This is a genomic window from Paenibacillus sp. NPDC057934, from assembly GCF_042887565.1.
Classification (GTDB): Bacteria; Bacillota; Bacilli; order Paenibacillales; family Paenibacillaceae; genus Paenibacillus_AQ.
Genome location: NZ_JBHVPB010000020.1, coordinates 12,737 through 33,742, shown reverse-complemented (window position 1 = coordinate 33,742; position 21,006 = coordinate 12,737). Strand labels below are relative to the sequence as shown.

Sequence of the window (21,006 nt, the reverse complement as noted above, 5' to 3'; positions counted from 1 at the left end):
GGGTCGGATAGACATGAATGAATCTTTTAAAGCACTGGCCGATCCTACCCGCCGCCAAATTATCCGTCTGTTGCGGGAGAAGAACAGGACCGCCGGTGAGATAGCCGATTATTTTAACGTCTCGAAACCAAGCATCTCGCATCATCTTAATACCCTTAAGCACGCCGGGCTTGTGCAGGATGAGCGCCAAGGCCAGTTTATTCTGTATACACTGAACACTACTGTTCTAGATGAGGTTGTCGGCTGGCTACTGGAGATGACGGGGACAGGCAAACAAGAACCTGTAGAGACTCTGGGAAAAATACAGAAAGCAAACGCAAATAATCATGCTACTGAGGAGGATGAACGATGAGAAACATCAAATGGAAATGGCAGGATACACTTATTGTAGTGTTAGGTCTGGCTTCACTTGGTTTTGCGTTATTCAATTACAATGCTCTGCCGGACCAGCTTCCGGCCCAATTTGGGGTTACGGGAAAGGTTAACCGGTATTGGAGTAAGGATTCAGCGATCGCCTGCCTCGGATTACTCGGCTTGCTCATGCCACTGTTGATGCATCTTACACGCAGAATTGATCCGCGAAGAGACAACTATGCGAAATTTGAAAACGCCTATGCCATGACACGTCTGGCCATGGCCCTGCTGTTCGATTTTATTTTTGTCCTGGTCATCATGTACGGGCTCAACATCAATCTTCCTGTAGGCAAAATTGCAATGGGTGCGGTTGGAGTTCTGTTTATCATTATTGGAAATTATATGCCTCAGGTCAAAGACAACTACTTCTTTGGCCTCCGTACCCCATGGACCCTGCATAATCCCGAGGTGTGGCGCAAAACGCATCGTTTGGCAGGCGGCCTCTGGGTAATTGGCGGACTGCTGATGATTGGGGCTATCTTTACAGGGGGAATATGGAACACGGTAGTGATTGTGACAGCTTTGGTGCTGATCACCCTCATTCCGGTCGCTTATTCGTGGATGATAGCACAACGGCTGAAGATCTAGTACTGGCTTGTATTTATGATGAACAAAAGTAACGAAAGCGAGCAACTCCTGATTTGTAGATGTAGATAAAGATACATTTAATATCGACACTATAAAGTTGGAAGGAGCGAAGAACGACAATTGGAAGCAAAGTTGTGTTAGCGACTTCTAGAGCTTCGTCGTATTTCAGGGTAAACAATAGTTCAAAGCAGCAGCAGTCTAGGGTGTGCATTATACGACTTCCCTTTAGGGATTATTGCTGCTTTTTTTGTATCAAAAACAAAATCAGAGCGTTCGTGCTAAACTGGGCGGCGGCTACGGGTTCGGAGGGTTCTTCCGAGCGACCTGCTGCCTTTTTGTCGCCAGCCATTGCAGCTTCTGACCTGCCACTTCAGCTCGTGCAGTCATTCGGAAATGTCGGTCATTCCCCTTTCCCTCACTGTGCAATTCAAGGAACCTGTATTGTCGCAGTAATTCCATACCAGTGGCAGCAATCCGGACAGCATCTTCTTTATCCCCAGTCCGAAGCTTGTTTCGGCCCAACTCCCATACTCCTTCTACAGCCTTAGTCCATTTGAAGTAGTTATACGTATCCATCCCCAGAGCTTGGCGAATCCAATATACTGCAGCTTCCGGCTGGTTTTTCTTCAAATATAACTCTGCCATTTCCCAGTTCAGACCTGCATCGCACGGCGATTTCCGAAGACCTGTCCGCAATACAGCTTCGCGCTGCCAGTCTGGCACCAGCCTTGAAAGCTCAAGCCGCGTCTCAGGAGAGAGCGGATTCCAGGTCATGGATTGTTCTAATAACCGCACCTTCTCCGCAGGACCAGGTACGTGGAGCGCTGTACGATATAATAATGCTCCCCTATCTGCACGGAATGAGCTGATTCCTAGCATCAAGAGCAGATTAAAAACTATTCCTCCTACTATCCAGCGGTAATGCCTTCGGATCAGGCCGTATGACATTGGACGCAGCGAAGCCGCCGGCCCTTCTCTTGGTGAAACAGCCAACGCCGGCAACCAGAACAGCAACAGCCAGACCAAGCCATAGCTCCAGTCAAAATCAACGACACTGTGCAAAACCAGGACCAGGAACGGTGCCAGCAAATGCGGTGTCGCTCTTAGTGAACATGCAGTAACCAGCAGCAGGACCAGAACCACTGCCAGGCCGATCCCGCCCAGGTTCAGCAGCAGATCAAGATAGCCGTTATGGGTTTGGCTGCCAACATAGGGGTGGGACTGAATGGCGAGGTACATATTGCGCCAGGCCCCGCCCCCGTGCCCCAGCCAGGGCGCTTCCCCCGCGAGTCGCAGAGCATCGCGGTACAACAGACCGCGCGCGAATACCGTGGACGACGGTCCGGTGATACGCGCGCTCATGTACATCAGGACGGCGGTGCCCCCCGCCGTCCAGCCCGCGGCCGCGAGTGCCAGCAGCGCGGCCCGGGTCCGCCCCGCCGCGCTGTGCCAGCGGCGCTCCAGCCATAGGCCGGCTAGCACAGCACCGGCCCAGCACCCGGCCAGCAGCAGCAGGCCGGGTGCTGGCTTTACCGCCAGGCCGGCAGCGGCCAGTTGGCGGTAGAATAGCGCCGCGCAGGCCACGGGCGCGGCGCCTGTAAGTAGAAGCGGCGTGATCAGCCGCCGCTTCAACGCCAGAACGGCGGCGCCGGCGCAGGCCGCCGCCAGCCATGCGCCGCGTGACTCGCTGAGCAGCAGCGCGGCGGCGTACGGAAATAGCGGCAGCTGGCGCAGCAGATTAGCAGCGTACGGGAATAGCCGCCACTGGCTCAATATCCCAGCTACATACGAGAATAGCGTCAGTTGGCGCAGCCGCTTGGCGGCGTACGGGAATAGCCGCCAGCGCACCACCTCCGCTTCATTCCCTGCTTTCTTATAACCTCCCGCGACTGCAAACAGCCGCTCCAGCAGAAAAACTGCCATAACCGCACCGAAGGTGTTGGGATATTGCAGCAGCCCGGCGAGCCGTGCGCCTGTCACACTGACCTCCGCCGTACTGGTGTAAGCTACATTAAAGGGGAGCGTCAAACCAGCACAAAGTGGGAATAAAGCGCTGAGACACAGAGTCAAGCCAAGCCCATGCCAACTCGCACTCAAAAGTCGGGAAGCGCCCTTGATGCCCGCGCTGCTATAGGCAATTAGAGCAAAACTAGCGTATAGCGCCCAGCGTAACATTTCATCAAAGTTGGCCTGTGCTGACAATGGACCGCGCAGCCAATGAATACCGTACAGACAAAGAATAACAATAGGTGCGGGAAGCACAATGTAGATCATTGCCTCATTATTGGCTCTGCTCCCCACACTCCCTAGCAGCGCTAGCTTCAGTGAAAGAAGCAGGCCACATAACAAAAACCAAATAGTCAGAAAGAAATAGATTTCTCGTGTGAAAAAAAATCCTCGCAGCAAACATGCTACAGTTCCGGCAGCTACGACCATTGCTGCGCACAGATAAGAGAAAGTAGTTTGCAGCGATATTTTGTGTTGATGATTGATCATTTGGATTTCCCCTGTACTACATGATGCTTACCAGTATTCCCAGCCCAGCCTGTATACAAAAGGGACACCGTAAAACCTTTCGAGATATATTTCATATTCGATAGATTTTTTGTATGGGATTCGGAATTCCTAGCAAAATCAGTGCTTGCTTTGTCAAGGAGCGGACTCCAAAGGCGCTATGAAGAGAAATCCTGTCCAAATACCGCAGTTTGGAAGGAAATAGCGTCACCTGCGTCCACTCCTTGTCCCAGGACAACTTCATACAGGAAATAACGGCTATACGGTCCGTTAGCTCCCATAAATTTCTCCAACCTAATGAATAGTTAATTCTATAAAGTTGTTTTGATGAAGCTCTTTTGACAAGAACTGATTGATTATTGTGGAGAATTGGAATTTGGTTACAAAAAAATGACCTCTTTCTCCACTGAAGCGTGGATTCTAAGGTCATTTCTGGGGTTGATCCCAACGATAGCGAACGCGTTTGGAACCGAACCGTCCATTTTCAACATGATATCGTTGGAACTTATAGTTTTGATATAAGGTAAGTCCGTCATTGCAAAATATTGTGGACTTGGGACTGCTGTCTCCTTACGCCTCCGTCGGCAGCAAATCCGCACAAGCGCGTTCCAGATAGGGCTTGGCGCCCAGGAAATCACGGAAGGCGGTATACTCGCGCCATTTGGCGGCATTATCGCCTCCAGGACTGCGGACAGCACGGATCAGGATGTTCTTAGGAGTATGCTCCAAGTCGATAAACTCCAAGAGCTGGCTCCGGTAGCCGAGAAGATCCAACAGCTTGGCACGAATAGCATCTGTCGCCAGCGCAGAGAAACGCTCCTTCAGAATACCGTGCGACAGCAGCGGATTCAGTACTTCATTCTCGATCTGTGCGAACAGCTCATGCTGGCAGCAGGGTACAGAGAGGATGACTGAAGCGCCCCATCGAACCGCTTTTTCAAGCGCAGCATCTGTTGCGGTATCGCAGGCATGAAGTGTGACGACCATATCGACTTGTTCCAACTCGTCGTACTTAGCGATATCGCCGACCAAGAAACGAAGCTGATCGTATCCTAGCTTCGCAGCAAGCTCGCTGCAATGTGCGATAACATCGACTTTCAGATCCAGACCGACAATGTTCAGTTCCCGCTTCTCGCGCACCTTCAAATAATGATATAACGCGAAGGTCAAATATGATTTGCCGCAGCCAAAATCCACGATCGTTAGCGGACGTCCGGTTGGCAGATCAGCGAGTACATCCTCCACCATCTCCAGGAAGCGGTTGATCTGCCGGAACTTGTCGTATTTCTTCGCCAAAACCTTGCCTTCACTGTTCATGATCCCCAGTTCCACCAGGAATGGTACCGGCTTTCCGTCCTCCAGGACATATCGCTTGCGGCGATTGTGGGCAAGGTCCGGGGTTTCCTTCTTGGTTGGGGACTTTGTCAGAATGGAGACTTTGTATTTCTTGCTGATCAGCACTTGATAATCGGCTTCTATGGTGCAGATCAACCCTTGGCGGAAGATGTCTCTGAGTAGCAGAGTCATCTCTTCGGCAGCCTCTTCGGCCGGTATGTTACGATGCTCCACCTTTGGTCCAATATAGTAGGCGAACTGATAATGCAGTTTGCCTTTTAACTCAACAGGTTTAATTACCACCTTGTTGTAGGCGACTTCGCCTTTGCTTCGTAGTTGACTCAACGTCGCTGTAATTAACGTACGGTCACTGATCACTTGTTCAATAAGAGCTTTTAAAGATTCCACAGGGCACATCTCACTTTCGGAATTAAAAATGGAGAACCATGTTCTCCTGACAGTTCATCTATTATAGCATGTCATAACAATACTGGTTATAAACAGACCGGCTCCACTTTCAATGCTATCTCGGACAGATTCATTTCCGCGGCCGGATTGCCGGAGTAAGCCCGATCTGCAAACGCATCAACAATGAATAAAGGCAGGCTCATTGCAGCTCCCATTCCTTTTCCCGGGCAACCAGCCGGTTCCATTCCTGCAATCCCTGCATGACTTCATCAAGGGGTAGTTGTCCCTTGTCCAGTTCTTCGGGGGCCTTTAGCAGCAACCGTTCATAAAATGCCTTCCCTTCAACGGCTACATCCTCCCCCTGCTCCCGAAGCCGGTACAGACTGTCCTCCGCTTTGCTATAACGGCCCTGTGATTCCAGGTAGGGGAGCAACAGCCGCTCTGTCTTGGCTGGAACCCGGTATCCCTGGACCTCCTGCAGTAGTTCATCTATTTCCTCCGTCATAGACAGAAGACTCCGGTCGGCCCCATTCAGATCGGCGTATAAGTACAGATGCAATGCCCGCATCGACCGGAACAGTGCTTCTTCCTTGTTGCCTGCAGCCGTGTAGATTCCGCCCTCTTCTTTGAGTAATTTTGCTACTCCCTGAAGTTTATCGGATTCAATGATACCGCCCAAACGGAACATCTCAATGACGTCCTCCACAGATAATGAATTTAAAAGGCGGGAATTGAGCCGGAAATGCCTGTTCAGTAATTCATCGACTTCCCATAAGGCTTCCGTCGTCTTTCGTTCCTGCTTCAGTGTAAGAACCTTTGCCACCATCGCTGTCATATCCTCAATCATGCGGACAATATAATCTCTTCGGAACATACCCTACACTCCCTTCTATTACCGCGGCCGCAAACACTAACTCCCTGCTGCCACACTACCTCTTTTATGTTCAGCTGTGTCTTCTGCTTCCATCTTAAACGATGGACAACGGCTTGACAAAAAAACACTGGGGCGGGTCCCTCCGCAGTTGAACGGAAAAGAGGCAGCACCCCGCGAACCTGAGGGTACTGCCTCTTTGCTCTCTTGGAGAGCAGACATTAATTTGTAGCCACAGCCTTGTCCACAAAGTCCCCGATAATCTCCGACAACCGTTCGGGGTCCTCCATCATACTCATGTGACCCACGCCTGCAATGGTGGCCTGAATAACGTTCGGCTTGTCCGATGTGAAGGTTCGCTCAGCAGGAACCAATCTATCCTCCGCACCGGCCACCAGTAGAATAGGCAGCACGCTAGCTGAGATTACATCCCGACGGTCCGGGCGCTCGCGCATCGCCAAAGCAACTCCCGCGGCTCCCTGCGGAGGTGTTCTGTAGCCGATTTCCTTCGCCCGCTCCAGCAGATGCGGCGAAGACTCTACTGTACTGGGTGCGAACAGACCTGGTACAAGCCCATCCACAAACACGTTAATTCCTTCGTTTTGAATGGTGCTGACACTCTTCAGCCGTTTCTCCTTCGCCTCTTCCGTATCCGGATAGGCTGTCGAATGGATCAATCCAAAGCCCGTCAAACGGGACGCATACCGTTGGGCGAAGGATAACGCAACATAACCTCCCAACGAATGACCAAGCAGCGTCACCTTAGACAATTCCAGAGAATCCAAAAGTGCAAGCACATCGCCCGACATACTCTCAATTGTGTAAGCCCCAAGCGGAGCATCCGATTCACCATGTCCACGCAGGTCAGGTGCGATGACACGATAGCTGCTGCTAAGACGGGGAATCACCTTCTCCCAATATTCAGCGCTGCCGCAAAATCCGTGCAGCAGTACAATAACTTCACCCTTGCCCTGATCACTGTAGCAGATCGTGCTTCCTTCACAACGAACTTTTTCCATGGCTGCTCCTTCTTTCTATGTAGAAGATTATGAAGCACGTTAGATACATATATTTAAGCCAAACTGCTTCCCTTGAAACGCCCATAAGCTTCCAAACCGAAACCTGTGGCGGCCGCTCCAGCAATCTGCTCTGCCATGATCATCACCCGGTGTAGCGGCGTTGTCTGTAAAGTATGGTAGGGCTTGGGTCCGTTCACATCTACAATAGCCGCTATACTGTAGTGCCCAACAGCCGGAAACTTCAGACCAACCGACTGTGCAGGCTGCAAAGGTCCCACCGCAGCGAGATAACTGCCCCGTGTGAGTAGCGTCCCCAGACAGGCATCTACAGCAACAATAATCTGTCCTGGCGGGATCGAAGCCACCCGTGCCGCCAAATTATCCGCATCGCAGGGGTATGGCAATGTGCCAACTACATGCGGAAAGCCATAGTCCAGCAGCCTGCTCCCTGTTAGCGGACCAAGCGAATCTCCAGTGGAGCGATCCGTCCCAATACAGAGAAAGGTTACCTGCTCAATGGCATGAAGAGCTGCAATTTCGCGGAAGAACGCCGCCAGCCCTTCTGCATCCTTTTTATGGCGGCGTCCATTCTCCTGCTCCCTGATTCCCATCGCCCTACCTCCTTGTTCTCCTGCTTCGAGCTTCCAAAATTCTTTTATCATTCTACACGATTTCATCCTCCCGGACAAAAAAATGGTGGCCTATCCTGTAAACATGGTAAAATACATGGATCAATGGTCAGAGAGGATGTAATAAACCCAATGGATTTGACACAGCCAAGCCAGGAAAATGTTGAATATATGATTGAAGCCATCAAAGATAAGCTGAAAATGGCCAGCGCAGCCGCTATGCAAGCTTCCGCGTTCTCGGTAGATAGCTATGAGGATATTCTCGATGTGTATGAAGTCGCTATGGGTAGCGACAGACTCAGCATTTCCCAAGTAGAGGCCCTGGTGTCCGAGCTCGGTCGTCTTCGCCGCAAGTAACAGCGTACGCAAAAGCCCCTTGTCTTGGTCCATTCCGCGAATGAGCCATGAAGACAAGGGGCTTTTTTCAATTATAAGGAAGAAAAGTTCATTGACCCGTAGACGATCCCCTTTTTAAGGAAGATCAATCAGAATCAGCTCCGCTGCACCATCACTGCCAGTCCCTCTTATGGTCATCTCACAGCTCTTGCGGATGCGCGCAGCATCTCCTGTTCTCAGGTCAAAACTGCCATCCGAACAGGAAATCTCCACATTCCCTGAAATCACGAAGATATGAGTTCTCCTGTGCTCCTGCTGTGGATAATGCAGCTCCCGGTTCGTCTCCAGCACTGACAAATAGATTGTTGCATTCTCGTTAAACTTCAGTGCACCATCCTCACCGGTTTCAGAAGCCACCGGCAGCAGCTTGTTCAGACGGTGCTCACGGGGATAGAATTTCGCATCCCATCTGGGGGATAGCCCGCGCTGGTTCGGAAGTAGCCAAATCTGTAGGAAACGTACATTGCTGCTCTGCGATTGATTCTTTTCCGAGTGATTAATGCCTGTTCCCGCACTCATAATCTGGACAGTACCGGCATGAAGATCGATCTGATTGCCCAGGTCATCTTCATGGCTCAGTACCCCTGAAACCACATATGTTATAATCTCCAGATTGTGATGCGGATGCTCATGCATACCCTGCTGCGGCTTCAACTCGTTGTCGTTATGGGCCAGTAGCGCACCGAAATGTGCGTTGCTGGGATCATCGTAATCGGCAAAGGAAAAGCTGAACTCACTGTGTATCCACTCTCTATTCGATGTATGCCTCTCTGCGGATGTGATGACTTTGATCATAATTGTTGCACCTCCATAGATGTTGATATCTTGGAACCATACTGGTAAATAGGCGCTTTAATTATATATTTCTTACCCTCACTCATCCGCAGTCAATCATACATTAGTCGAGATTAGACTGTAGTTTGAACACCGTCTCTGCGTGCCCTACTCTCGTTCCGCCGTCATTATAGATAACACCTGTGAAGGCTTCACGTAGCTTTTCCATCGTAGTCTGCTCACTGTAGCCTAGTTGTTCCAGAATGCTGTAGACAATCAGGCCCCACTCTTCCTCAGAGCCGTCGAGGATCTTGAAGGAGATTCCCAGCCGCTCCCGGCGTAGTGCGAAGCAATAGACCCCCTTGAAGCCGCCCTTGGCGATGATGTTATCATCCGCCAGCAAAATTGAATCCAGGCGTCCATGACCAGCCACCATCTCTGGATGAGCATTCATGGCTGAAGTAATGACCTTAACCGCTTCACGGGTTGGTCGATCGTCAATAAGATCGGGACAGGCCATCTTCAGATAGGCATTAGCGAGTGCCGTTAGCGGGAGGGCAAATACGGGCAAACCGCAGCCATCCGTTCCGAGCCCGATGCTCTCCGGGGTTATGTTCGCCAAGTCTGCAATCGTATCTATAATTTCACGTTGAACCGGATGACTCGGCTGATCATATTCATCCAGCGGCAAGCCCTTCAGCTTGCTATAGGACAGAATACCCATATGCTTACCGGCACAGTTGTGATAAATTTTTCGCTTGTTGTAGCCACGGATAGCTTCTTCCCGACTGCTGCGGTCCAGCGGGTAGCTAGTCGCACAAATCATAGCCGATTCCTCAATGCCGACCTTAGCTGAGATGCTCTCCAGTGTGGTTACATGATAGCTTTCGCCCCGGTGGGAAGCAGTCATGAGCGCAATTTCCGGCGGTGTGAGGCCATAATGCTCAGCGATTCCACCACGAATACCAGGAATGGCCTGCATAGGTTTTGCTGCTGAACGGGTAAAGGAAACAAAGCCGGGATCCCCAGCGTATCCCTTTAATTGCCCCCCCTCCCCGACGATGGCGATATGTCCACTGTGGACACACTCCAGCAAATCCGATCGGTATTCTCGCACCAACACTGTTTCCATGATGTCTCTCCTCTTTTCTAAAAACTTCTATAAAATAAATTCATGTTTAATCGCAAGAAACTATATAATCTTTCGGCTATCAGGGGTTGTTTGTAAAGTCGCAAAAACAGCCGTTTATGTGCTTACAAGGCATTCTGTTGCGTCCAATCTGTGGATTTCTCCGTTAATCGTTCCCTTGCTCATTTACTGTTTCAGCTTATACACTAACGTTTATATACCAAGTAAGATAGCTTCAGATTCCCATGAAATCCCGATGAAGGGGGCGATATTCCCGCCTCCCGATCTGGAATACCCTATTCTAATAAGGAGTGATCGGTGATGAGTAACGTAGAGCATGAAACAGAGCACGGCAGCAATTTCCTAAAAGGGATCTTTATCGGTGGATTGATCGGTGCGGCAGCCGCCCTGCTGTTCGCACCCAAACCCGGCCGCGAGATACGCAGCGATTTGTCGGACAAGCTGTCGCTTGCCACAGACAAGACCAAGGAGGTCGCTGAGGCCGTGACGGATAAGACCAAAACTCTGGCAACTACTGTAGGCGAAAAGGCCTCCGACCTTGCTAGCACGGTCTCCACCAAAGCCTCCGACATTTATACTACCGTCAGCGACAGTAAACAGCAAATCGCGGCCACTCTTCAGGACACTGGAAGAAAGATCGGCGATACAGTTAGCGAAGCTTCAGCCAGTGTGGCCTCGGATGTGAAAGACGCATCTAAAGATGTAGCAGAGGAAGCCAAGAGCGCCAAAGAAGACGTAGAGTCTACCTATAAATCCTCCTAATGGAACGACGGTGAAAACCAGCTATGCTCCATTTATTCAATAGCCAGCTCACCGTAGCTGGCTATTGGCATGTCTTAAAGGTCGATTTTTAAAAAATATTGCGGCTAAAGAGGATCAATCTAAAAATCAGAGGTTGACTGTACGCGGCGTTAGTGCGGAGGGTCAGAGGGATTCTGGAGAAACGTCAGTGTTCGCCTTTAAAGACCGATTTTAACCTATAACTCCTTTACCATCCAAAAAATCGGGCTTTATCAGCGATCGGAAGAACCCTCTGAACCCGTAGCGTCCTTATTTAGCGTCAACCGCTGATTTTGGTTTTGAGTCGCTAAAGAAAGTGGGGAGCGATATGGGAAATTCGATGAACAAAAGCAAAACCTATGAATTGGAAGAACATCCCTTTGAGCTGCGGCATGAGGTCAAGAGGCTCAATGCGCGGCTCGACCAAATTGCGAATTCGCTGGAAAAAGCAGAATTCAAAGATATTCTCGAAAATTATTCTAATCCGAAAAAACGGATCGTCACCAACCTGATGGCTGGCATTTCCCGGGGACTCGGGCTTTCACTAGGGACGTTCGTTATCCTTGGTCTGCTTGGTTATTTAGCCAGTCTGTTCATCAATGTGCCAGTCATCGGAGAATACCTGGGTGAGATCAAAAAATATATTGATGCCAATAATTAACACGCCCTATGCCTGCGTCCGACTTTCGTCAAACACTTGTTACGAAGCCCGGCGTGTGCAGGGGGCTTTCGTTTGTCGACACAACAAAGGGTATGCTTCTCTCCACTTCGGAGAATAGCATACCCTATCGTTCTTTAGGCAATATCGTGCGGACGGCATCATTAATTCTATTCATCATTCGTAATATCCGCCCGTTATTCAATAGGAAGAATTAGACATGATCTGCTTCAGCTTCTCGGTGGCCCGCTTCTGAATCCGCGAGACACTCATCTGTGAAACGCCCAGCTTCTGGGCGATGGCCCGCTGAGATTGCCCGTCCTGGAAGGCCAGTAGCAGCACCTGCTGCTCTTGCTCCTTCAATTGACCGAGCGCCTGCTGCAAGTCCATGCGCTTCTCTACCGTTTCAAAATCATTGGCTTCCGAACTGATCAGTTCGCCAAGTGTTGCGCTGGTCTCCTCTTGGGAGAGCGGTGAATCCAGTGACACATAGTGATAACATTCCCTGCCCGCTAGTACTTCTACTGTTTCCTCCACAGATAGGTCGAGGTAGTGGGCTATTTCATCCACTGCGGGCGAACGCTCCAGCCGGATCGTCAATTCGTCGATCGCCTGCTGAACGAGAGCCCCCTTCTCCTTGATCCGTCTCGGAACTTGTATGTACCAGGATTTATCGCGCAGGAAATTCTTCATATGCCCGATCATGCTTTTCATGGCATAAGGTTCAAATGGGATGCCCAAGCTAATATCATATTGTTGTAGCAGCCGGATCAGTGCCATCTGACCGACCTGGTACAGATCCTCGTAGAGGTCGGGACGATTGCGGGCGATTTTGCCGGCAGCCATTTTGACCATTGGCTCGTATCTCTGAATTAAAGTGGTGGCTATTTCATTGTCTTTACTTTGCTGGTATTCCCAGATCAGGCTCACTGCTTCATTCATGGACTCGGGGGGAGTCGCTTTTTCGTTCATACTTTCTCCTCACTAAAATGAAGCCGCTTGGTCAAGGTAACCACCGTCCCTTTCCCCGCCTCGCTTACTACGCTAACGTCGTCCATCAGTGCCTGCATCAGGTAGAATCCCAGACCTCCGACCTGAACGTCACTCAGCTCTTTGTCGTGCAGCGTCGTACGCTCTGCAGCCGATTCCACGCCGTCAAAGCTCTCCCCCTCATCTTTGACAATAATGGACAATGCATCCGGGCCAACCTCAAAGATCACATCCACCAATCCATCATCCTGCCCGTAAGCATACAGTACAGAATTGTTACAGGCTTCCGATACGGCAACCTTCATATCTTCAATGTCTTCGTACGTAAAGCCCATTTTTGAAGCAATGCCATATAGATTTAATCTGACGATATCGACATATTCCGCGCTGGCCGGCAACTGGAGAACTACTCTTTGCACATCATCACTCATTCTTTGTTCGGTCCTTTCCTAGTGGGAATTCTCTTGGGGGGCAAAAAACTTGGCAATACCAGTCATATCAAACAGCTTCTGAATTTGCGGAGGCACTTCTTCCACAATGAATTTAACATCCATACCATGTCTGGCTTTCAGGATCGAGAGCAGAATGCCGATGCCTGTGCTGTCGATGTATCTTAATTCTTTAAGATTAATGACGAGGTCCAGCCCAGCTTCACCCACAAGCGGCTCCATGACAAGACGAAAATCAGGAGCAACCGACAAATCGAGTTCCCCGCTTAGGAAAACTGTACATACACTGCCTTCGGTCTTAGTCTTTGCATGAAACTTTTCGCTTTTATGTGTATTCATAGACAATCTCTCCTGATATATGTTTTCTTTACCAATAACCCTAAAGGCATACTTTTGAAACAAAAAACGGTTATTCAGACTCTGGTATTTGCTGAATTACGCATGATGAATGGACGTCCCACGCTCATTCATCATGGCATCCTTTCGGGAATACCGTGAAATGATTTGCTTGATGCTACCCATCTTGAGTGGCTTGCTGATGTAATCATTCATTCCTGAAGCCAGGCAGCGGTTCTGAATGCCCTCCATGACATTGGCCGTCATCGCAATAATAATAGCTGTTCCGGCAGACGGTCCGCTTCCACGCCGGATCTCGGCAGTAGCCTCCAGGCCGTCCATCACCGGCATTTGCAGGTCCATAAAGATAAATTCATAAGCATGCTTCAGCGCCAGGGCTACCGCCTGTCGGCCGTCTTCGGCGACATCTGCCTCATAGCCCAGCTTGTGCAGCATGCTGACCATTAGTCTCTGGTTAATGGGATGGTCATCTACAATAAGCACCCTGCTGCGTTCCTCTTCACTCGGGAAGGTATGGGCTGCTTCTTCCTTCTCTCCATTGCCCACCAGTTCCCCTTCGGGCAGTGTTGCCTGGATGGTAAAGACAAACGTAGCACCTTTCTCCTCCATGGATTCGACCCGAATATCCCCGCCCATCATCCCTACAAGAGATTTGCAAATGGCGAGTCCAAGACCGGTTCCCCCATACTTACGTGTCATAGAGGAATCAAGCTGTGAGAACGGCTGGAATAGCCGATCGCATTTCTCCGGGGAGATCCCGATGCCCGTATCCTTAACCGTAAACTCTACTACGATTTTATTATCCTTGCTTTGCACAGCAGACGCAACCAGGTACACTCCACCCTGATTGGTGAACTTGACGGCATTCGCCACCAAATTGATCAGTACCTGGCGTAAGCGCGCCATATCGCCGTACAGCAATCTCGGGAGCTTATGGTCAATGAAATAGGCCAGCTCCAGGTTCTTTTTCCCAGCTTCCATCGCGAAAAGGTTGAAGACCTCTTGTATACAGGTTCGCAGCTCAAAGAGCTGCTCCTCCATCTCCATTTTGCCGGACTCCATCTTCGTGAAATCCAGAATATCGTTAATAACGGTAATCAATGTGTCCGCACTTTTCCGGATAATCTCGGTATATTCCTTCTGCTCCGGCTCAAGCTCGGTCTCCATCAGCAGATCGATCATACCCACAACGCCGTTCATCGGAGTACGGATCTCATGACTCATCATCGCCAGGAATTCCGTCTTGGCTTTGGCCGCAATTTCAGCCTCTTCCTTGGCCTTGATCAGTTCCCCGTTGATCCGCTCCAGTTCCTGCGTCTTCTGCTGCAGCAACATCGTCTGCGTCTGATGCTTCTTGCTCGTCAAATACATATCGACAAAGCCCTCAATCTTAGATTTCAAAATCTGCGGAATGAACGGCTTCACCATATAATCAATGGCCCCGGCGGAGTATCCGGCGAACAGATGCTCCGCCTCTCTGCTGTTAGCTGAAATGAAAATAATCGGGATATCCTTAGTCTTATCTCTGGCCTTGATCAATTTGGCGGTCTCAATACCATCCATACCCGGCATCTGTACGTCCAGTACAATAACTGCGAACTCATGCTTCAACAAACACCGCAGCGCTTCCTCGCCGGAGGTGGCTTTGACAAGCTTATATTGCTGACTCTCAAGCACTGCCTCCAGCGCCAGCAAATTTTCAGGACGGTCGTCTACCAACAGTATATGAATCGGCTCTTGAAACCCCATGGGACCCTCCTAAGCACACTATTTGATCTTCCGATAGATTTTCTCTACTCTGTCCAGGGGTTCGTAACTATCGCTGTACCTGGTGAAATGAATGGATTCTTTCGAGCCAAGTACGAGCACGCCGAACCGACCAAGGCTTTCGTTGAACAACCCATGTACATGGTCCCGCAGATCATCATTGAAGTAGATCATTACATTTCGGCAGAAAATAACATTGAATTCGTTAAACGAGGTGTCTGTAGCCAGATTATGTTCGGCAAAAATAATATTTTTGCGCAAATAGGGCTGTAGAATCACCGAATTGTATTTCGCTGTATAGTACTCTGAGAATGCGCGGGTCCCGCCCGCTTCCAGATAATTCTTAGTATACTGCTGCATTTTGCTGATCTCGTATACGCCTTCCTTGGCCTGCTGCAAAGACCGGTCATTCATGTCCGTCGCGTAGATGCGCGCCTTGTCATACAGCCCTTCTTCATGCAGTAAAATCGCCATGGAGTATACTTCTTCGCCTGTAGAGCAGCCAGCATGCCAAATGCGGATGTAAGGATAGGTCCGCAGCAGCGGAATGACCTTCTGGCGGAAGGTCAGGAATAGCCCTGGGTCCCTGAACATTTCCGTTACAGGAATAGAAAGGCTGTAGACAAAACGTTCAAAACAGGACCGGTCATGCAGCACTTTCTCCTGCAATGCGGATATGCTGGATAGATTCTCTGCATGGACATGATGCCAAATTCGCCGCTTCAAGGAAGGTAGCGCATAATTGCGAAAATCATATCCGTATAAACGATGTACCCCGTCTAGGAGCAGTTCAATCTCGATTTGCTCTAATTCATTCTTGCCCCCGGACGATGCAAGCTGGCCTTCATATCCTTGATCCATTGCTGTCATGATTATCCTGACTCCTTGCTACTACACCATCCATGGATGGTCTGTTTATTCATCTTTAAGACTATTACCCCAAAATCGTGGTTACGAATACAACCACACCCGCATTAATGAAAGAAGCTGATCTGTCTCGATCGGTTTCTTCATATAATCGGAGGCTCCAGCCTCTATACATTTAGCTCGATCCTCTTTCATTGCCTTCGCTGTCAGCGCGATAATCGGCAGCTTCTGGTACTGCGGCATCTCACGAATCCGGCGCATGGCCTCATATCCGTCCATCTCCGGCATCATCATATCCATCAGCACCAGGTCGAAATCCTCCTGCTCCACGAGCAGGTCTAGTGCTTCACGGCCGTTCTCGGCGAACTTCACTTCCATATTGTAGCCTTCCAGTACGCTGGACAGAGCAAATACATTCCGTATATCGTCATCGACGAGAAGTATTTTTTTGCCGTCGAACAGTTCCTCTTTATTATGAAGCTTCTGCAGGATCATGCGCTTGTCTTCCGGCAAATTGGCCTCTACCCGATGTAGGAACAGCGTGGTCTCATCCAGTAGCCGCTCCGGGGAACGAACATCCTTTATGATGATCGACTCCGCGTATTTGCGTAGCCGCATCTCTTCCTTGGTGTCGAGATCCTTACCAGTGTAGATGATGATGGGCAGATCATTCAGTTCCTCATCGTCGCGAATCTGATCCAGCAGCTCGAAGCCGTTCATATCCTCAAGCATGAGATCCAGTACCATGCAGTCATATTTCCGCTTGCGGAGCTCGGCCATCGCTTCACCGCCGCTGGATACCGCAGTGATAGCGACATCATCGTGTCCTATCAGCTCCATGATGGAAAGACGCTGAATCTCATCATCCTCCACAATCAGGAGATGCTTAAGCGTGCTGGACGTATAGTTCTCGATTTGCGAGAACGCCCGCTCCAACGCTTCGCGGGAAGAGGGCTTGCGCAAGTAGGCCATCGCGCCCATCATGAGTCCCTGCTTCACCTCGTCGCTGACAGAGATGACATGAACAGGGATATGGCGGGTCTGCGAGGAACCCTTCAGTTCCCGCAGGATGGACCAGCCGTCCATGACCGGCAGCTGAATATCTAGAATAATAGCATCCGGTAGATAGGACTTGGCCATTTGCATCCCGGTATCTCCCTGAAGAGCCACCAGCCCTTTAAAGCCGCGTCCACGGGCCATACCAAGCAGAATCTTCGCGAAGCTCTCATCATCTTCGATGATCAGCAGCACCTTATCGCTGGTACTGAGATCTTCACGGTCATCGTCTACAATGACCAGCTCTGGAACCTCTGTAACGGTAAAAGCATTGGTCGTTTTGACCGGCAACAGCTCTTCAACATAGCCAGCCAGAGACGCCGTTTCACTCGCTGCGGCGGCCTCTGCAGTCCCCAGAAGCTGACTGTAATTCGCTTGAACCGGCAGATACAGGGTAAAGGTGCTGCCCTGCCCTTCCCGGGAATCCAGCACGATCGCCCCGCCCATGAGACGGGCCAGCTCGCGGCTGATAGACAGACCTAGACCCGTGCCGCCATATTTGCGGCTGGTCGTTCCGTCCACCTGCTGGAACGCTTCGAACACGAGGTCCGTCTTGTCCGCCGGAATGCCAATGCCGCTGTCCTTCACAGCCAGAGCGATGTACTCAGCTTCAGGAGGCAAATAGACAGGCATATTTCCTGTTACTGGGCTTACAGAGAACTCGACGAATCCTTCACTTGTGAATTTAAAGGCGTTGGAGAGCAGATTCCGTAGGATCTGCTTCAAGCGGTGGCTATCGGCAATGATGATCTCCGGCAACGGTTCGGCGAAGTTTGTTCGCAGGGATAGACCTTTCTTGAGTGCCTGCGGACCGAAATTTTGCTTCACGAAGCTGTTCAGATCCGTCAGCCGGATCTCCTCGTGGTTTAATTCCATTTTGCCAGCATCGACCTTGGACAAATCAAGAATCTCGTCGATCATCTTCAGCAGATCAGCGCCTGACATATAGATGGTGTGCGCAAATTCCACTTGCTTATCATTAAGATTACCTTCTTTGTTCTCTGTAAGCAGTTGCGAGAGAATCAGCAGACTGTTCAGCGGTGTCCGCAGCTCATGGGACATATTCGCCAGGAATTCCGACTTGTATTTGCTGGTCACAGCCAACTGCATTGCCTGCTTCTCCAGTTGACCACGGGCATGCTCAATCTCGTCCTTCTTCTCCTCGACTTCCTGCACCTGCTCCTCCAAGGCGCGGGTCTTGGCAATTAACTCCGTATTGTAATGCTCCAACTCTTCCTGCTGGCGTTGTAGCAGCTCTTCGGAGCGCTTGAGCGCCTCCGTCTGCTCCTCCAGATTCTCATTGGAGCGGCGCAGCTCCTCTTGCTGGGTCTGCAATTCCTCCGACTGACATTGCAATTCTTCTGTCAACGCCTGCGATTCGCGGAGCAGCTCCTCTACTACAATCCGACGGGTAACATTATTCAGAATAATGCCCAGGTTGTTCGCAAGTTGGTGCAGCAGTTCCGTCTGCAGAGAGGTAAACGGTTCAAACGAAGCAAATTCTATCACACCCAGTAGCTCATCCTCGAACAACACAGGATGAATGAAAATGTGATCGGGCTGAGCATGACCGAAACCGGAGGCCACCTTGATGTAGTCGTCCGGTGCCTGTTCGAGTTTTATCGGCTTCTTGTCCAGCGCGCACTGACCGACAAGCCCCTGACCGATGGCGAAGCTTCTCTTCGGCTCCTTCTCGCCGTCGGCGGCGTAGCAGCCGCTACTGCGCAGAGAGTCTGGATTATTGGGGTCCTTCAAATAGAGCGCCCCGTACTGAGCGCTCAATATAGGGGTGAATTCATTGATGAAGGTCTGGGCAATGCCATCCAGCGAACTAACTCCACGCAGCAACTCCGTGACCTGGGCTACATTAGCATTTAGCCAGGACTGGTCGTTTTGTGCCTGAGCGTAGGCTTTTTCCATCTCCTGCTTCTGCTCGATATCCTCGGCCATTTCTTTGAAAACCCGAGCCACGTCGCCGATTTCATCCTTGGAGGTGACTCTGATCCGGCGAATAGCCCTAAGCTTGCCGTTCCCGAAGCTACTGATCATCAGCGATATCACATTCAGGCCGCGTGTAATGCTTGGAATGACCCACAGAATGACTCCCAGCCCAAGCAACAGCCCCATAATCATGATCAGCGTAACCATTTGGATGGAGCTTTGGTAGGCCTTCTCCGCCTGAGTAGCTTGTTCATTCTGCTTATAGTAGTTATAGTCAGACAAGCTGTTCAAACTCTCAAGCACCTCATTCTGCACATCCTGACCCTTAGCGTTGCGGTAAGCATTAGCGCTTTGGATATCGCCCGCGGCAAGCATCACCATCGCCCGTTCCTGATAATCCTTATAAGCAGAGTAGGCGTTCTCAATATTTTTGACAATCTGAAGTTCTTCGGCACTCGTCATGGATTCCTTGATGTTACCCAAATATTGATCCACTTTGACAAGTTTCCCGTTGATCTCGCTCTTTTGCGACTCGATCGCCATAGAATCTGAATTCAGCATCGAGGTTGTCAATATACGTGCCATATCGTTTACTTCTCCGCGCATGCCGGAAGAATTCCGCCCCTTCTGATACCGGTCCTGATAACTGTCCAGCTGATGGTTCATATAATTTAACCGGTCATATCCAATAAGAGTGAGGGCAAACATAATCACCAACAGCGCACTGAAACCGATAAGAAGTTTGGCTTTAATCTTCATTCTTTCTCTGTCCCCTTCTTCAGTGAGATCCAGACCAGGCACTTGTCATCATCGCGTTCCCGATTCAGCTTTTCATTAAAGAATGCAGCTTGCATTGCTTCTTCCTGCCACGCATGCCCACCTCTCAAGTGTCCGATCATAAAGTCCAGCTGGTCCTCCTGCTCACCTTCTGCCATCTCCAGCAACCCATCGGTATACAATACCAGGTGACCTTCCTCCTCAAAGCTGAGGCTTTGCGGCTGGGCTTCCATACGATCAAACAGACCGACTGGATGACAGTTGCTCTTCAGCAGTACTGGCTCCTTGCTATCGCCTTCAAAGAAGAGTGCTGGCGGATGTCCTGCATTGACATAATCAATACGACGCATGCGGGTGTCCACAACCATATAAATTGCTGTGAAATAATACTGTACAAGCGATTTCTCAATATAGAGCTGATTAAAACGCCGGTTCAGTTCTTGCACGACTTTCTCCGGCTCTACATAGGTTGTGACCGTGTCTTTGAGCACGGAGGCAATGAACATACAAAAGAGGGACGAGGAGATCCCGTGACCCATCATATCTAGAAGAATGACACCGTAGCGACCATCCCCTAAGGCGTACCAAGCATACAAATCCCCCGCCAGTTCAAAGGACGGCTGATAAATAGCATGGACTTCAAAATCCTCCTCCTCAATCGGCAAGCTAAGTACAGCGTTCTGTACTAGTGCCGCGAGCTTCAGCTCATCCTGTATTCGCTGGTCCCGCTCTTTATGCCAATCCTTCTCCTGCTTTAATCGTAGCGCCAAGCGAATTCTTGCCATCAGTTCCACCTTGTTGATCGGCTTCGTGACATAGTCTACAGCTCCAGCGTCCAACGCTTCGGCCAGTTTTTTGGAATCGCCTACAGCAGTAACCATAATAATTGGAATATCCTTGAGATGCTCGTACTGTTGAACTACACGACAAGCTTCAATGCCATCCATCTCCGGCATCATCATATCCAGCAGGATCAGATCGATGTCCGAGTGCCGGGGGCGTCCTTCCGGATTTTTCTGGTCTATGCCCAGAAGATCCAGCATCTCCTTCGCAGAGGAGGCTGTAATGAAATTCCGATAGTCTTCTTTTTTCAGGATCTCACGGATAATGATCACATTAGTCGGATTATCGTCCACGATTAGAATTCTCATTATCTTCACCTCGCATGAGTAGTATATCGACCGTAACATCCTGTACAACCTGTATCTTCATAAGCATACGATACTTGCTAAGACGGTTCCATTCACAACCTTAACATACGGGGCA

At 50.2% G+C, this 21,006-nt stretch carries 20 protein-coding genes; 5 read left to right on the top strand and 15 right to left on the bottom strand.

What is annotated here, in order from left to right:
- Positions 1-13 precede the first annotated feature (13 nt).
- Positions 14-352, top strand: coding sequence for an autorepressor SdpR family transcription factor (locus ACFVRY_RS28610; protein ID WP_387503649.1), 339 nt, complete (start codon positions 14-16; stop codon positions 350-352).
- Positions 349-1,002, top strand: a complete 654-nt coding sequence (locus tag ACFVRY_RS28605) for an SdpI family protein (RefSeq protein ID WP_387503648.1) — start codon at positions 349-351, stop codon at positions 1,000-1,002. Before ACFVRY_RS28610 ends, ACFVRY_RS28605 begins: the two co-directional genes overlap by 4 nt.
- A 294-nt stretch (positions 1,003-1,296) precedes the next feature.
- On the opposite strand, the gene ACFVRY_RS28600 is transcribed toward ACFVRY_RS28605, so the two are convergent.
- The 6 genes from ACFVRY_RS28600 to yyaC all read right to left on the bottom strand — a co-directional run bounded on the left by ACFVRY_RS28600 (position 1,297) and on the right by yyaC (position 7,760).
- The gene (locus ACFVRY_RS28600) at positions 1,297-3,498 is read right to left on the bottom strand and encodes a tetratricopeptide repeat protein (RefSeq protein ID WP_387503647.1); all 2,202 of its coding nucleotides are present in this window, start codon (positions 3,496-3,498) and stop codon (positions 1,297-1,299) included.
- 176 nt (positions 3,499-3,674) lie between these two features.
- Entirely contained in the window at positions 3,675-3,797 is a 123-nt protein-coding gene (locus ACFVRY_RS28595) for a hypothetical protein (RefSeq protein WP_387503646.1), read from the bottom strand.
- 289 nt (positions 3,798-4,086) lie between these two features.
- Positions 4,087-5,268, bottom strand: a complete 1,182-nt coding sequence (locus tag ACFVRY_RS28590) for a class I SAM-dependent methyltransferase (RefSeq protein ID WP_387503645.1) — start codon at positions 5,266-5,268, stop codon at positions 4,087-4,089.
- A gap of 190 nt (positions 5,269-5,458) precedes the next feature.
- Positions 5,459-6,133 carry a DUF6483 family protein gene (locus tag ACFVRY_RS28585; RefSeq protein ID WP_387503644.1) on the bottom strand — a complete coding sequence of 225 codons (675 nt, stop codon included), beginning with the start codon at positions 6,131-6,133 and terminating at the stop codon, positions 5,459-5,461.
- Between the two features lie 218 nt (positions 6,134-6,351).
- On the bottom strand, positions 6,352-7,149 hold the full coding sequence (locus ACFVRY_RS28580) for an alpha/beta fold hydrolase (protein WP_387503643.1): 798 nt from the start codon (positions 7,147-7,149) through the stop codon (positions 6,352-6,354).
- 53 nt (positions 7,150-7,202) lie between these two features.
- A complete protein-coding gene (gene yyaC, locus ACFVRY_RS28575; protein ID WP_387503642.1) occupies positions 7,203-7,760 on the bottom strand; it encodes a spore protease YyaC in 558 nt (185 codons plus the stop codon).
- Positions 7,761-7,910: 150 nt separating this feature from the next.
- On the opposite strand from yyaC, the gene ACFVRY_RS28570 reads away from it, so the two are divergent.
- The gene (locus tag ACFVRY_RS28570; RefSeq protein ID WP_387503641.1) at positions 7,911-8,135 is read left to right on the top strand and encodes a DUF1128 family protein; all 225 of its coding nucleotides are present in this window, start codon (positions 7,911-7,913) and stop codon (positions 8,133-8,135) included.
- Positions 8,136-8,249: 114 nt separating this feature from the next.
- Here ACFVRY_RS28570 and ACFVRY_RS28565 read toward each other — a convergent pair whose 3' ends face one another.
- Both ACFVRY_RS28565 and ACFVRY_RS28560 read right to left on the bottom strand, forming a co-directional pair.
- The gene (locus tag ACFVRY_RS28565; protein ID WP_387503640.1) at positions 8,250-8,969 is read right to left on the bottom strand and encodes a pirin family protein; all 720 of its coding nucleotides are present in this window, start codon (positions 8,967-8,969) and stop codon (positions 8,250-8,252) included.
- A gap of 103 nt (positions 8,970-9,072) precedes the next feature.
- Positions 9,073-10,080, bottom strand: a complete 1,008-nt coding sequence (locus ACFVRY_RS28560) for an asparaginase (RefSeq protein WP_387503639.1) — start codon at positions 10,078-10,080, stop codon at positions 9,073-9,075.
- A gap of 318 nt (positions 10,081-10,398) precedes the next feature.
- On the opposite strand from ACFVRY_RS28560, the gene ACFVRY_RS28555 reads away from it, so the two are divergent.
- Positions 10,399-10,860 carry a YtxH domain-containing protein gene (locus tag ACFVRY_RS28555; RefSeq protein WP_387503638.1) on the top strand — a complete coding sequence of 154 codons (462 nt, stop codon included), beginning with the start codon at positions 10,399-10,401 and terminating at the stop codon, positions 10,858-10,860.
- A 358-nt stretch (positions 10,861-11,218) separates the two neighbouring features.
- Complete coding sequence (locus tag ACFVRY_RS28550) at positions 11,219-11,539, top strand: DUF5665 domain-containing protein (RefSeq protein ID WP_387503637.1); 321 nt, start codon at positions 11,219-11,221, stop codon at positions 11,537-11,539.
- 198 nt (positions 11,540-11,737) lie between these two features.
- Here the strand turns inward: ACFVRY_RS28550 and ACFVRY_RS28545 are convergent, their stop codons facing one another.
- The 7 genes from ACFVRY_RS28545 to ACFVRY_RS28515 form a co-directional block, all read right to left on the bottom strand.
- Positions 11,738-12,508 carry a sigma-70 family RNA polymerase sigma factor gene (locus ACFVRY_RS28545; RefSeq protein ID WP_387503636.1) on the bottom strand — a complete coding sequence of 257 codons (771 nt, stop codon included), beginning with the start codon at positions 12,506-12,508 and terminating at the stop codon, positions 11,738-11,740.
- A complete protein-coding gene (rsbW, locus tag ACFVRY_RS28540; RefSeq protein ID WP_387503635.1) occupies positions 12,505-12,957 on the bottom strand; it encodes an anti-sigma B factor RsbW in 453 nt (150 codons plus the stop codon). The genes ACFVRY_RS28545 and rsbW overlap by 4 nt, the downstream gene beginning before the upstream one ends.
- A gap of 18 nt (positions 12,958-12,975) precedes the next feature.
- Positions 12,976-13,314: an STAS domain-containing protein gene (locus ACFVRY_RS28535; protein WP_066365894.1), complete on the bottom strand. Its 339-nt coding sequence runs from the start codon at positions 13,312-13,314 to the stop codon at positions 12,976-12,978.
- 96 nt (positions 13,315-13,410) lie between these two features.
- Positions 13,411-15,081, bottom strand: a complete 1,671-nt coding sequence (locus ACFVRY_RS28530) for a response regulator (protein WP_387503634.1) — start codon at positions 15,079-15,081, stop codon at positions 13,411-13,413.
- An 18-nt stretch (positions 15,082-15,099) separates the two neighbouring features.
- The gene (locus ACFVRY_RS28525) at positions 15,100-15,969 is read right to left on the bottom strand and encodes a CheR family methyltransferase (protein ID WP_387503633.1); all 870 of its coding nucleotides are present in this window, start codon (positions 15,967-15,969) and stop codon (positions 15,100-15,102) included.
- Between the two features lie 81 nt (positions 15,970-16,050).
- Complete coding sequence (locus tag ACFVRY_RS28520) at positions 16,051-19,722, bottom strand: response regulator (protein WP_387503632.1); 3,672 nt, start codon at positions 19,720-19,722, stop codon at positions 16,051-16,053.
- Entirely contained in the window at positions 19,719-20,891 is a 1,173-nt protein-coding gene (locus tag ACFVRY_RS28515; protein WP_387503630.1) for a SpoIIE family protein phosphatase, read from the bottom strand. Before ACFVRY_RS28515 ends, ACFVRY_RS28520 begins: the two co-directional genes overlap by 4 nt.
- Positions 20,892-21,006: the final 115 nt, after the last annotated feature.

What these genes read in the sequence shown, in the direction of transcription:
- ACFVRY_RS28530 (WP_387503634.1), bottom strand. Translation starts at nt 15,081, where the DNA reads ATGGGGTTTCAAGAGCCGATTCATATACTGTTGGTAGACGACCGTCCT.
- yyaC (WP_387503642.1), bottom strand. Translation starts at nt 7,760, where the DNA reads ATGGGAATCAGGGAGCAGGAGAATGGACGCCGCCATAAAAAGGATGCA.
- ACFVRY_RS28600 (WP_387503647.1), bottom strand. Translation starts at nt 3,498, where the DNA reads ATGATCAATCATCAACACAAAATATCGCTGCAAACTACTTTCTCTTAT.
- ACFVRY_RS28545 (WP_387503636.1), bottom strand. Translation starts at nt 12,508, where the DNA reads ATGAACGAAAAAGCGACTCCCCCCGAGTCCATGAATGAAGCAGTGAGC.
- ACFVRY_RS28565 (WP_387503640.1), bottom strand. Translation starts at nt 8,969, where the DNA reads ATGATCAAAGTCATCACATCCGCAGAGAGGCATACATCGAATAGAGAG.
- ACFVRY_RS28580 (WP_387503643.1), bottom strand. Translation starts at nt 7,149, where the DNA reads ATGGAAAAAGTTCGTTGTGAAGGAAGCACGATCTGCTACAGTGATCAG.
- rsbW (WP_387503635.1), bottom strand. Translation starts at nt 12,957, where the DNA reads ATGAGTGATGATGTGCAAAGAGTAGTTCTCCAGTTGCCGGCCAGCGCG.
- ACFVRY_RS28525 (WP_387503633.1), bottom strand. Translation starts at nt 15,969, where the DNA reads ATGACAGCAATGGATCAAGGATATGAAGGCCAGCTTGCATCGTCCGGG.
- ACFVRY_RS28595 (WP_387503646.1), bottom strand. Translation starts at nt 3,797, where the DNA reads ATGGGAGCTAACGGACCGTATAGCCGTTATTTCCTGTATGAAGTTGTC.
- ACFVRY_RS28515 (WP_387503630.1), bottom strand. Translation starts at nt 20,891, where the DNA reads ATGAGAATTCTAATCGTGGACGATAATCCGACTAATGTGATCATTATC.
- ACFVRY_RS28535 (WP_066365894.1), bottom strand. Translation starts at nt 13,314, where the DNA reads ATGAATACACATAAAAGCGAAAAGTTTCATGCAAAGACTAAGACCGAA.
- ACFVRY_RS28610 (WP_387503649.1), top strand. Translation starts at nt 14, where the DNA reads ATGAATGAATCTTTTAAAGCACTGGCCGATCCTACCCGCCGCCAAATT.
- ACFVRY_RS28560 (WP_387503639.1), bottom strand. Translation starts at nt 10,080, where the DNA reads ATGGAAACAGTGTTGGTGCGAGAATACCGATCGGATTTGCTGGAGTGT.
- ACFVRY_RS28585 (WP_387503644.1), bottom strand. Translation starts at nt 6,133, where the DNA reads ATGTTCCGAAGAGATTATATTGTCCGCATGATTGAGGATATGACAGCG.
- ACFVRY_RS28520 (WP_387503632.1), bottom strand. Translation starts at nt 19,722, where the DNA reads ATGAAGATTAAAGCCAAACTTCTTATCGGTTTCAGTGCGCTGTTGGTG.
- ACFVRY_RS28605 (WP_387503648.1), top strand. Translation starts at nt 349, where the DNA reads ATGAGAAACATCAAATGGAAATGGCAGGATACACTTATTGTAGTGTTA.
- ACFVRY_RS28570 (WP_387503641.1), top strand. Translation starts at nt 7,911, where the DNA reads ATGGATTTGACACAGCCAAGCCAGGAAAATGTTGAATATATGATTGAA.
- ACFVRY_RS28555 (WP_387503638.1), top strand. Translation starts at nt 10,399, where the DNA reads ATGAGTAACGTAGAGCATGAAACAGAGCACGGCAGCAATTTCCTAAAA.
- ACFVRY_RS28550 (WP_387503637.1), top strand. Translation starts at nt 11,219, where the DNA reads ATGAACAAAAGCAAAACCTATGAATTGGAAGAACATCCCTTTGAGCTG.
- ACFVRY_RS28590 (WP_387503645.1), bottom strand. Translation starts at nt 5,268, where the DNA reads ATGTGCCCTGTGGAATCTTTAAAAGCTCTTATTGAACAAGTGATCAGT.